Source organism: Pseudobutyrivibrio sp. AR14, assembly GCF_900101325.1.
Lineage (GTDB): Bacteria > Bacillota > Clostridia > Lachnospirales > Lachnospiraceae > Pseudobutyrivibrio.
In genome coordinates, this window is sequence record NZ_FMUY01000003.1 from 29,650 (window position 1) to 42,082 (window position 12,433).

11 protein-coding genes are annotated in these 12,433 nt (G+C 36.3%); all 11 read left to right on the forward strand.

Features of this window, described 5'->3' with window-relative positions; genetic code table 11:
- Window positions 1-14: 14 nt before the first annotated feature.
- The 11 genes from BLP50_RS03515 (at window position 15) to BLP50_RS03565 (ending at window position 12,426) form a co-directional block, all read left to right on the forward strand.
- Window positions 15-1,025 carry a permease gene (locus BLP50_RS03515; protein ID WP_090151106.1) on the forward strand — a complete coding sequence of 337 codons (1,011 nt, stop codon included), beginning with the start codon at window positions 15-17 and terminating at the stop codon, window positions 1,023-1,025.
- 10 nt (window positions 1,026-1,035) lie between these two features.
- The gene (locus tag BLP50_RS03520) at window positions 1,036-1,359 is read left to right on the forward strand and encodes a thioredoxin family protein (RefSeq protein WP_090151109.1); all 324 of its coding nucleotides are present in this window, start codon (window positions 1,036-1,038) and stop codon (window positions 1,357-1,359) included.
- A gap of 170 nt (window positions 1,360-1,529) precedes the next feature.
- On the forward strand, window positions 1,530-2,777 hold the full coding sequence (locus BLP50_RS03525) for an ATPase, T2SS/T4P/T4SS family (protein ID WP_090151111.1): 1,248 nt from the start codon (window positions 1,530-1,532) through the stop codon (window positions 2,775-2,777).
- Window positions 2,778-2,794: 17 nt separating this feature from the next.
- On the forward strand, window positions 2,795-4,141 hold the full coding sequence (locus BLP50_RS03530) for a hypothetical protein (protein ID WP_090151114.1): 1,347 nt from the start codon (window positions 2,795-2,797) through the stop codon (window positions 4,139-4,141).
- Between the two features lie 16 nt (window positions 4,142-4,157).
- Window positions 4,158-6,686, forward strand: coding sequence for a VirB4-like conjugal transfer ATPase, CD1110 family (locus tag BLP50_RS03535; RefSeq protein ID WP_090151117.1), 2,529 nt, complete (start codon window positions 4,158-4,160; stop codon window positions 6,684-6,686).
- Between the two features lie 2 nt (window positions 6,687-6,688).
- Entirely contained in the window at window positions 6,689-8,113 is a 1,425-nt protein-coding gene (locus tag BLP50_RS03540) for a C40 family peptidase (RefSeq protein ID WP_090151120.1), read from the forward strand.
- Between the two features lie 18 nt (window positions 8,114-8,131).
- Window positions 8,132-8,311: a hypothetical protein gene (locus tag BLP50_RS03545; protein WP_090151123.1), complete on the forward strand. Its 180-nt coding sequence runs from the start codon at window positions 8,132-8,134 to the stop codon at window positions 8,309-8,311.
- Window positions 8,312-8,325: 14 nt separating this feature from the next.
- Window positions 8,326-10,548, forward strand: coding sequence for a type IV secretory system conjugative DNA transfer family protein (locus BLP50_RS03550; RefSeq protein ID WP_090151126.1), 2,223 nt, complete (start codon window positions 8,326-8,328; stop codon window positions 10,546-10,548).
- An 85-nt stretch (window positions 10,549-10,633) separates the two neighbouring features.
- Window positions 10,634-10,882, forward strand: coding sequence for a hypothetical protein (locus BLP50_RS03555; RefSeq protein ID WP_090151129.1), 249 nt, complete (start codon window positions 10,634-10,636; stop codon window positions 10,880-10,882).
- A 70-nt stretch (window positions 10,883-10,952) separates the two neighbouring features.
- Window positions 10,953-11,861, forward strand: coding sequence for a hypothetical protein (locus BLP50_RS03560; protein WP_090151132.1), 909 nt, complete (start codon window positions 10,953-10,955; stop codon window positions 11,859-11,861).
- A 13-nt stretch (window positions 11,862-11,874) separates the two neighbouring features.
- Window positions 11,875-12,426, forward strand: a complete 552-nt coding sequence (locus tag BLP50_RS03565) for a hypothetical protein (protein WP_090151134.1) — start codon at window positions 11,875-11,877, stop codon at window positions 12,424-12,426.
- Window positions 12,427-12,433: the final 7 nt, after the last annotated feature.

Here is a 12,433-nt window from a genome sequence, read left to right on the forward strand (position 1 = left end):
ATTAGGGAGGCATAATGGGAAAAATACTTAAATTTTTGCAAGATGAATTGTTAGGAATGGAATGGTTAGCTACATGTACCGGCAGATTTCTTACAATGATTGGAGTTGATATTGAAAGCAAGCTGGGAGGAAGCATACATTTTTTTGTTTATGACACAATTAAGATTATGCTTTTGCTTTTTAGCCTGATTTCAATCTTTGGATATATTGATACGTATATTCCTCCTGAAAAGACGAGAGCTGTTTTAAACAAACTTAGCGGCTTATGGGCAAATGTTGTAGCTGCATTATTTGGTACTGTTACATCTTTTTGTTCCTGTTCATCTATTCCTATATTTATAGGTTTTACTAATGCGGGATTACCTGTGGGAGTAACATTCTCCTTTTTGATTTCTTCACCAATGGTTGATATTGCCTCATGTGTATTGTTAGCAAGCGTTTTTGGGTGGAAGGTTGCTGCCGTCTACATTGTTACAGGATTGATAATTGCAATTGTAGGTGGATGGATTATTGGAGCCCTTCATATGGAGAATGAAGTAGAAGAGTTTGTTAGAAAAAAGGCGAAATCTACTGAAGTTCAAATTATGAATCAGACCCAGATGGATAGAATAAAAATCGGGCTTGGAGATGCTTTTAATACTATTAAGAACATTTGGATTTTCATAATTATTGGAGTAGGTGTAGGAGCATTTATCCATAACTGGATTCCTCAAGAGCTGGTTGTGAGAATTCTTGGTGAGGGAAATCCTTTTGCTGTATTAATAGCGACTGTATTAGGTGCACCTGTATATGCGGATATATTTCAGACCATTGCAATTGCAGAAGCTTTATTGGAAAAGGGAGCATATCTTGGAGTGATTTTGGCATTTATGATGTCCATCACTACACTTTCTTTGCCATCATTGATAATGCTGAAAAAAATAGTAAAAGGAAAGTTATTTTTTGCCTTCCTAGCAATATGCTTAGTGGGAATTATGATAGTGGGATACACGTTTAACATAATACAAAATATATTATTGATTTGAGGATGGGGAAATGAATTTATTTAATCTATGGAACAAGCAAACAGAGAATAGTAGTAATGATAATGAATTTGTAAATATTGTAGAGGGCTGCGAATTAAAGAATGTTACTGTTGTGGGAAGCAGCTGCTGCAAGAGCGGTTACAATTTATATGAGCAATTAAAAGAAATTATTAAAGAATCAAATGTTGCTGTAAAACTTACATACACGGACAGCATTGAATATGCAAGTGAATATGGAATAATTAGTAAACCTGCTATTGTTATAGATGATACTGTCATTGCCTGCAATAATGGTATTGATGAGAATAGATTAAAAGAATTGTTGGTTTGTTAATTTATTAAGGGTCTGACTTGATAGTCAGATCCTTTTTTATTGAGTAATGGACCACTAACCCCGTCCCCTAGGTCCATTACTCTTTTTTTTTATAAAAAGGAAAAAAGCAATATTTTTTATTGAAGTACAAATAGAGTTGTAAAAAAGTATTTTTTAGAAGAGGTTTTAATATGTCGGAATTGAACTATATTCCAAGTGCTCCAAAGGAGCATGTATTAGAGTCAAGTACATATGAGGTTGAGTCAGCTTATAACGATACAGAGATGATGGATATATATAAGCACTTAAAGGCGAACATTATTGATATCAATGTCTCTAGAATCGTAAAGACGGTTCAAGGAACAGAGCAGGATTTCCTAGAGCTTATGAATAGAGCTAAAAATTATCTGGACTTTGAATTTAATGACCTAAATGAGGAAATAAAAAGAAAGATTCTGAGTATGTTTCAGAATGCGGTGTTTGGCTACTATGTTTTGACTCCACTTTTAAATGCCCAGGATGTGTCGGATATAAAGGTCTTGGCTTGGAACAGAATAGTATGCAAGGCATCTGGTAGAAGATATGAAACCAATGTTTCATTTATGTCAGAGCAGGATTACAACGATTGGTACGACAGATTAAGACGTATTCATAGAATCAAAAATAATATAAATACAATCGCTACATATTGTACAGATAGAAAATGTGATGATGCCTACTACTTGAGAATTGACTGGCAGGATAGAAGACTTGTTTCTACTGATGACAACAATATTCATATAAGAAAGATTCCTACAGAAAAATACTCATGGGAGTATCTAAAAGAGGCGGGAATGGTTGATGATGATATGGTTGAATATTTCCGCGACCGAATCAATAACAAGTATGGATTTTTGATTTCCGGTTCCGGTGGTTCTGGTAAGACTTCATTGCTTAACAAGCTTTTAGACTGGATACCATTTAACGAGTCAGTATTGATTTCTCAGGAGTCGGATGAGTTGTATTCAGATGTGCATCCACAGATGCAGTTTGAGCACACCATGGCATTTGACCAGGGAGAAAGTCACAAGGAATATTCACTTGAGGATGAGCTGAGGCTTGGACTTTTGCAGGATATTGACAACTTTGTAATCGGTGAGATTAAGGGTGCCGAAGCCCTCTATGTATTTACAACCGCCCTTAATACAGGTGCTAGATTCTTGGGAACAATACATAGTAATGACGCCGCAAGTTCGGTAACTCGTCTTGCGCAGTGTGCCAGATATAAATCTGATTATCCAATGGAAACACTGCAGGAAATGTTGACAGTTGTTCCATTTGTTCTTGTTCATATGAGTCATTTTGGAGTAAGGGAGATACTTGAAATAGACGGCTATGACTACGATATGAACAGACTGAAATTCAGAAGAGTATATAAAGATGTAGTTAAGTCGAAATAGAAAGGATGCGTATAGAGATGAGCGATAACTTTTATTTAAAGGATGATGAGAGAGAAATTGCTGAGCCAATTCAGCTTAATGAGCATGAGAGCGATATTGAAGTAAAGAAAATAGAGGCGCCACAAGCGGAGGGACCTGTTAGACGTTCTGATGGTTTAGTGGTTTATGAAAATGATGGCTCTGGAGAAACTGTTAAGTTAGATGAGTTTGCATTTGTAGGCGGACTTGTTACAGGTGATGATGAATCTGATGATAACGGTAAAAAGAAAAAAGCCAAGAAGAAGAAAAAGAGAAGCGTCAACCCTGCAGCAGATGGAAGACGCTTTAAGAAAAAGGAAGAAAAAATAGAGAGCCGTCAGCAGAGAAAGCAAGAAAAGGAAATTAGAAAAGCTAAGAAGATTAATGAGAAGCTTCATAGAAAAGAAGTTGAAAAGCTAAATAGAAGACTTCGTCCTGTAAGTAGAAATACTTTTAATGCACTTGGAATCGTGGCTTTCGATACAAAGGCAGGAACAATCAGAAAGAATGAAAATCACTGGATTAAGACATATAAGCTTGAGGGATTGAATCCAGATAACAGAAATCAATTCATTGATGAGCTTACAAGATTCTTGTCAATTAGAGCGCGAATCACAACAAATCTAAATATGGCAGAGTCAGGAAAGCTTGTCCGCACAGATTACATCACTTTCTTTGTAGATGGAGAAGATTACGAAAGCGTAAAGAATCAGTTAGGTGTTGAAGTTAAGACCCTTAATAGTATTTCAAATGAGGTAAATATTGTTCCAGTTTCTTTAAATGCATTTATGAACCAGGTTAGAAGAAATTTCTTATATGAAGGTGCAGAGGTAGACTTCGAGAATCTAACTAAGAAAAAGTCGAACTGGAAAATGGATGCCTTTGGTGACATCGTTGTAAAGGATGATTATTTCACATCAAATGAAAAAATGGGAGCCTGCCTTCAGGTAATTCAGTTCCCTAGTGAAATAAATGAAGAACTTCTGAGCGAGCTTTTAAAAATCAACAAGCCAATCATGATGGTTACAGATATTCAACCTATTGATGATGAGACAAATGATGATTTTAAGCGAGTAATAGAAAGACGCTATAACACAGAAATAGAAGGATTTGAGAATTGCTTCATCAATGTAGGATTTACCGTTGTAGTTATTACAGAAAATGCGGAGCTGAATAATAAAGTTATCGATGCAGTTCAGCGATTATTCTGTGATAGAAATATGGTTATTTCACCTGTTTATGGTAATACCGCAGATGTGTTAGAAAGTAGCTTCTCATACGGAATTAGAGATTACCACTCAATGAGAAATATTCCGGTGGGACAAGTAAAGAAACTGGTTTTATAAGTTGGAGGATGTCCAAATGATAATGACAGAATATGCACGAACAAAGCAAAAAGATAAACCTTTGCATGAAAAGTTCGAATATGCACAGCAGCTTTTTTCAATTGTAAGTGTAGATGATACAGGTATTTTTGAGTTACCAAATTCATATTTTTCAAAACAGTTTAGGCTTTCAGATATAAATTTCATGGGCGTGACAAATAGTGAACAGGCAGAAATCATTAACTGGTTTTCAAAAGTTCTTGAGTCTGTACCATGTAGATTTTCCTATATCGTAGCCAATGAGTATGTGGATGAGACAGAGTTCAAAAAAGAAGTTTTGTATCCGCTTGCAGGTGACAAGCTAGATACTTTAAGACATGCTTTTAACGATGTGATTTCCAACAAGCTTACAGATGCAAAGCAGGGATTGTACCAGAGTATTTATTTTACTCTCACATGCAAGGCTGATGATATGAAGGATGCCAGGTCTATGTTTGCCAGCATGGATACAGCCATTAGAACAGCATTTATTGACCAGGCTGCAGAGGGAATTGCAGGTTCAGTAATGACACCTATTTCCACAAATGAGAGAATGCAGCTTCTTTATAATTTTACACATATTGGTCTTCATACAAACTTCAAGTTTGATTTAGATGAAGAGATTAAATATAGAAGAGATTGGTTAAATACAATTTCGCCGGGGTCGCTGAGATTTGAAAATGAGTTATTCCATATGAATGGAAAGGTTGGAAAAGTCATTTATATTCATGACTATCCAAAGGTTCTTGAAGCAGATATTATTAGTAAACTTTCGCAGATTAATTGTACTTCTTATATTTCTGTTAATAATGAGCTTTTACCTACAGACGTTCTCAAGAAGGAATTACAGAGAAAACATATGAAGGTAGGTATGAAAATCGAAAATGAGAAGACAAGAAACCGTAATCAAAATGATTATTTGGCGGAAGCTTCTGCAACACTTCTAGAATCAAATAGAAAGATTGAAGAGTTTGAAAAAGAAATTAATGATGAGGACCAGCACTATTTCAATACTACAATCACCATGCTTTTCATGGCGGATGATATGGAACACCTAGAGAGTATTGAAAAAAAGGTCATTTCGTCGGCAAGTTTAAAATCAATTGAGTTCCAGAATTGCTTTGCCATGCAAAAAGAGGGCATCAATACATGTTTGGGACTTGGAATACAGGAATTCAAGCATGTTTGCAATATGTCTTCCACATCGGTAGCTATGTTTATGCCATATAAAACCCAAGAGCTTAATGACAAGGGTGGTGTATATTATGGCATCAACCAGCTTTCCAAGAACGCTATTTTTGCCAATAAGAAAAAGTTAAAAAATAGAAATAGTCTTATTCTTGGTCAGTCAGGTTCTGGTAAATCAGTTGCAGCTAAGCTGGAGACTATTTGCTCATTTACCGTATATAAGGATGACCAGTTTATCATGATTGATCCTAACGCGGATTACTATGAGTTAGCTGGAATTGTTGGCGGCACAGTTATTTCATTTGACCCTCAGAAGCAGCTTTTTGTAAATCCTCTTGATGTTGATTTTACAGGTGTGGAGTACAGCGAGTTAGAGGGCGTAATTTATGAAAAAGCCGACTTTATTCAGACACTTATAAGCTCATGCATCCGAAGAGATCTAAATGAGGATGAGCTTCCTGTATTAAATAAAGCTATTGAGCGAGTCTACAATGATAATTATGCCACACGTAGACAGCTTAATGGTCTTGGAAATGCGGAGTCTGAATTTGTCATTCCAAAGCATATGCGAAGCGATATGGTATTTGGAAATGAGTCATATACATCTCTTTCTAGAGAGGAGCAGGTAAGACAGTATTCTCCTACATTGCAGGATATTTACCAGTGCTTGTTGGATATGAACGATATGCATGCTACTCATGTTGCTAAGATGATGGACACATTTGTAAATGGTTCCCTTTCATTATTCAATCATCGTACAAATGTGGACTTGGACAGTAGATTTATTTCCTTTGATTTATCTCATACCCAGGAAAATATCCGTGTAAGTGCCATGGTAGTTATGATGGAAATGGTAAGAAATACAATCAGACGAAATGGTCATGATGGTAAATGGACTCACGTATATATTGATGAGTTCCACGAGCTCCTAGGAATTGAGTGTGTAGCTAAATTCGTACTGAAGCTGTGGAAAGAGGTTCGAAAGATGAGTGGTCTTATGACTGGAATTACTCAGAACATGAGTGATTTGATTCGTTCCGATAATGACGCAAATCTTTCTCAGATTTTCTCAAATACAGAGAGTTTCTTCCTTTTATCGCAGTCAACACAGGACAAAGAAATGCTTATGAGATTTTTACCTAGCATTTCACCAGCTATGTTTGCTTATGTTGATAATGCAGTAAGTGGTACAGGTCTTCTTAAAATGGGACCAGTCACAGTTCCTTTTGACATGATTGTTAAAAAGGAAAGTGAAATCTATAAGATTATTAATACCGATGCAGGTGTTAAGAAAACGAAGGACGTTGTTAAGGATGCAGTAGATAGAAAAGAGGCATAATCATGGGAGATAGAGGTCTCATAGATAAAGCGAAAAAAGCATCTGTTATGACCTATCATGGCTATAAAAAGGCCGTGGGATGGTCAAAAAAACCGGCCGACTGGATAGTAAAAGAACACGGTTCGGACCCATATAACAGTTTAAAACAAGGATTAACCGAAGACCAACAGACTGTGCTTCCAGATATGCGAAATGCAGAGTCGAGTCTGTATAAATATCCTATTGAAATACTTACAAAATCTAAGCAGAAATACAAAAAGAAAGCTGAAGAGGCTTATAAAAACTATAAGGAAGAGACTAAGGATTATAAAGAACTACGCAAAGAAATTTGCAAGAAATATGATTTAAAAAAGAAGGATGTTAAAAATCTAAGCAAGCATTATAAGGAGAATCGTCAGCTATATAGCGATAGAATAGGTCCGCGTACGGAGCGAGAAAATTACTTTCTTGACTTGGTTGATAAAAAGAATGCTGCAAAAGAGGCACTTGCCAAGCAAAATGCTTTAAAAAGGAAAGCTACAAAGAAGCAAGCTGCTATAACAGCTCTTAAGAAGGTGGATGCTGCGAGAAATGATTTAAGAACTGGCTCAAGTCTTAGTTCGGATGATTTATATGCTGCTGGAAATAAGAGCTTAGTTGGTAATGTGAATAACTCTGTTAAAGCTGCAGCAAAAAAGAAGGCTATGAAGCTGGCTGATAAACTAACAAAAAATTTAGCTAGCAAACTATTAAATCCACTTGAACAATTAAAAAGATACATAATTGGGTTGATAACATCCGCTATAGCTAACGTATTGACATATATATTTCCATTTTTGATGTTACTTGTCGCAGTTATAGCTGGAGTAGCAGCCATTACAGGTATAGCTAGAAGTATATTAAGTTTCTTTGGTATTGGCGGCGATGATGACGACAATTCAAATAGTACCAGAGAGAGCGCCACCTTTTCTGAAGATAAAATAGATGAATTGGTTGCAGAGCGAGAAGGACTTACAGACGACCAGGAGAAACTTATTAGATATGCATTAGAGAAAGTTGGTAAAGAATATACTACTGTTGATGAGGTGAATGACGGAATGTCAAGAACAGGCCCTGATTCCTATGACTGTTCTGGACTGGCATATGATGTTGAAAAACATATTGGAAAAGATATAACTGCTAGTACTGCAGCAGGTCAAGCTGAGATGTTGATGAATCAGGGTAAATATCTGCAGGATACATCTAAACCACCTCAAGTAGGCGACCTTATATATTATGCTGATCCACCAGATGAAGTTAGAGATAAGAACAAAGATAAATGGAACTATATCTATCACGTAGCTATATACGTGGGAAATGGATATGTTGTGGAGGCATTTGACAATGATGAGGGAGTTATTTACGGACCCCTCCGAAGTAAAAATGCATTTGCTATATGCACACCGTAAATAATAAGAATGAGTGTTATGAATTTATTTGATTTAGATAGAAAAGATGATAGCTACTCTTTGATGGAACAAATAGATAAGGAAAAAAAGAAAATTCTTAGAGACGAAATCGAAGATAGAGTAAATGAGGAGAATGCAAAAGGAGCAAAAGAAAATGCTGAAGCTGATTCCCTCAAAGGTAAGCATAAGTTTTTTTAGAAGGAGAAGATGTTATGAGCCAGATAAGAAAGGCCCAAAAAAAAGACCCGAAGTCTATATTATTAACATGGCTTGCGGTTACATTATTACTTACATATCTAGGTATGATGTTTGGTGCTGTATGGGATGAAGATGGAGGTATAGGTACACTTTTTCCAAATTTCATTGAGTACTATACAGCGTCGCCACTTAATTTAATAGTTAAATATACAGAGCACGCTCCAATATTTATTGGAATATTTGTATTTACCTGGACACTTTTTTATATTTTCCAGCAGACACAATTTTCATACGACTTCCAGGGGGAGGAGTATGGTTCTGCTTCATGGGCAACTGCAAAAGCTTTTACCAATGAATTTGCAAATCATGACAATAATAATTTGGTAGAGGTTAATTTTGGTGATAAAGAAGAGGAAGTTAGAAAGAAATTCCCAAGATTGCAGTTTCCATATAGAGTTAATACCAAGAATTATTGGCTTGCAGAAGGCGTATATGTAAATATCGATAACGAAAAAACTTCTAACCTAAATGCCCTTGTTATAGGACCTCCTGGAACAGGTAAATCATTTAGATTAGCTAGACCAGTATTATCACAGCTGGCTGGAAATTACGTTGTTACTGACCCTAAGGCTGAGCTTTTTCATCAGACTGCCCAGTATTTTGAGGACAATGGTTATGAGGTAATGGTTTTGAATGTTGAGTCCGAGGATTCAATGTCAATGTCGGTACACTTTAATCCTTTCAGATATATAAGAAATGAGTCTGAGATTATGTCGATGGCACAGATTCTTATGAAGGCCACAACAGCGCCAGGTGCTGAAAGTGGTTCTAACCAGTTCTTTGAGGATTCTGCGGAAATCCTTTTGACCTGCTTACTTTATATCATTCACTATGATAGACCACCTGAAAAACAAAACTGGAAAGAGTTTGTTAAGCTTCTTGAGGCTACAGCTGTTCATCAGACTGGAACAGGTCAGATTGAAAACTATGGTATGCCAAAATACAACCAGGATGGTACCATGGCCACAGATCATAATGGAAATCCTGAATTGGTCGGTGGACCTGACTGTGAACCGGGTATTCTTAGAATTGTAACTGACTGTGATAAGAGATGGAGAGAATCTCCAGAGCACAAGGGTGATGGCACTCATTTCCCAGGTTTTGTGGATATTGAAAAATACTATAATGGTGCACCTGAGACTACATCTTCAATTGTAGCTTCCCTTGATGCCCACTGTAGATATATGAAACTTAGATGCGTTCAGGAACTTTTGAGTGAAGATGAAATCGATATTTCGAAAAACTTTGGATACAGTCAGCCAGACGAGAACTCAAGTACAGGAAAGAGAATTCTCTATCTTGTAACATCTGAGAATCAGCATTACTTTGACTGGATTGTTTCAGTTATTTATTCATTATTCTTTGATGAACTTTACCATCTTACAATGGCAGATCCATGGTTCCATGAAACATTGCCACAGCATTTGACATTCTTGATGGATGAGTTTGCCAATGTAACTCTGCCGGACTCATTCGTAGAGAGACTTTCTACTATGCGAAGCAGAAATATGTCTGCATTTATGATTGTACAGAACTTAATTCAGCTTAAGAGAAAGTTCCCTAAGTATGATATGGACCACGATTTGATTGGTAACTGTTCTATTATTGAAATTCTAGGTGCTCCAGATCAGGATTCCTGCGAGTACTTAAGTAAGATGTTTGGAAATCAGACTATTCATAAAAGATCTATTGGTAATACATATGGAATGCAGGGTTCAACTAGTCACACAGATGACATTATGGAGAAGCCATTGTTCTCTGCACAGGAGATGTATTCTATGAAGAAGGATGGTCCTGCGGCAATTATTGTTAAGGGTTCTAATCCACTTTATGAGCCAAAGGTTCAGTTCCAGAATAGTCCTCTTATGCCACTTCTTTGTAGAAAGGATTATTATGTGCCTAAAAATTTACGAAAGGCAGCAAATAGCCCTGCTATTGGACCAGATGGCAGTGAATACTATGATGAAGAGGCGGATGATGTAGTTGTTGATTTTGAAAAATATGGTGATAGACAATTAATGGTTAAGAAGTTAATGGATAAAGGCTTTAAACCACATCAGATTGATGTTATGGAAGACGTAATATTAAATGTTAATGTTCGTATGGATGACATCACTGCATATATTAATCCAACTATGAGCATAGAGGAGATTGAAGAAATTCTTTACGCAAATTAATAAAAAATGGAAAAAAAGAAAATAGTTCTTTGAACTAAATATGGACGACATAAAACAAAACTTAAAATAAGAGAGGAGAAATGTAATGAGTCTTTTACCAATTCAAAAATTATATCTTTTAGCAGGTTATGTAGACAAAATTAATAAATTGAAAGACGTGCTTACAAACATAGCTGGAGCAATTGGTGGATTAGTTATTATCTACGGAGGAATCAAGTTTGCACTTGCATTCCAGAAGCTGGATCAGCAGGGTGAACATCAGGCCGTATTTACAATTGTGGCAGGTGCAGTATTGCTTGGTTTGACAGCTATTGTAGGTCTCTTTGGTGTTTAGTAGGAAGGAAAAAAGCATAGGTGTCTTCAATATAAAGGCACTTATGCTTTTTTAAACGAGGGAATGAATTATGAAAGAAGCGATGAAGGCTCTTTTTAAAGCTGGTTATAAAATATGGAATGCTATGATAGGTCTGTCATGCGATATGTTTGCTGATTCCTATAGAAGTGGTCAGTCATCTCAATTGTACGATACGGCGCATAGTATATTTAATACGATTTCAGCTTGTACTGTGCCACTGGCTACTTTGTTTTTTATAATTGCTATTTACAAAACGGTATGTAGTACGCCCCCAGAGCAACAAGCTAAGAAGTTCTTACTTGATGCTTTGAAGTATGCAATTATTTTATATTTATCCGCCCATTTATGGGATATCACAGGCTATGTAATAGATTTTGCATCGGAAATAACAAGTGCGATTAAAACTGGCGGAGCATATGGACAGATTGATGCAGACAATAATGCAGTGGTAAACGCGATAGATCATTTGGATTTGAGCGTAAAAGGTCATGGATTAAATATTGGAGAATATATTTTGGACGCCTTATCTTTAGTAGTTACTATTCTTATATATTTTATTGGAGGTTTGGCATCTATTATAATACTTGGTGCTACAGGCCTTACAGTTATAGGTGTAGCCTTCGAAAGGATTATAAAGCCACTTGTAATACTACCATTTTCTGCGATTGTGTTGGGAATAGGAGCATGTTCTGGGGAAGGTGAGAGGATGATGTGGCATTATGGTAAATCGTTGTTAGGTCTGGCTATAGCTGGAGCTTTTATGATTACGGCTATAAGACTGGGAAATGCACTGTTTGCTACATTTAATTTTGGTAATATGTTTATGAAAAATCCTAATGCGACTGGTAACGATATAGTTTTTGCTCTTGTAACGATAGTGCAAGTGGATATGACAGCCATAATTATAGCTGGATTATTAAAATCAATGGATAGTTTAGTTGCAAAGGTGTTTGGTTAGTTAGGAGAAAAAAGTGGCAGTACAATTTGAAAGAAATATAAATTTAGAAGAAATAGATAGTGATGCCTTATTTGGAATTCAATATTTAGCCCATCAAACAATGGCACAAAAGGTTATTTTGTGGGGAAACGTAATTATTGGTGTGGCCTGTTTTGTTGTTACACAGATAATTTATCAGGCTCCTTTTTTACTTTCTTTTTTTGCATCACTTATATTCGTAGGATTGGGGTTTTTGTTTGGAGCTAATCAGAACGAGCATATGACCGTTGGTGCTTATCTAAAGTTAGTTTTTTTTAAGCCTATTAAATATGTTAATTTTAGGTCTACTGAAGATGTGTCCCTGATGAAAGAAGAGGCTGGCAAGCTAAAAGTAGAGGAACAGCGAGAGGAGAGGAAAAAAGCTGTATCCACACCAGAGGGACAGAGGAGAAGCCTCATTCTGGTTGTGGTATTAATGGCATTCATTCTTATATTTGCTTTTGTTATTTTTGGCTTGAAGTCATATAAGGAAAATCATATGACTCATCATACCGTAGGTTATATCATGGAGCAGGAAAATAGTTAGGAGATCA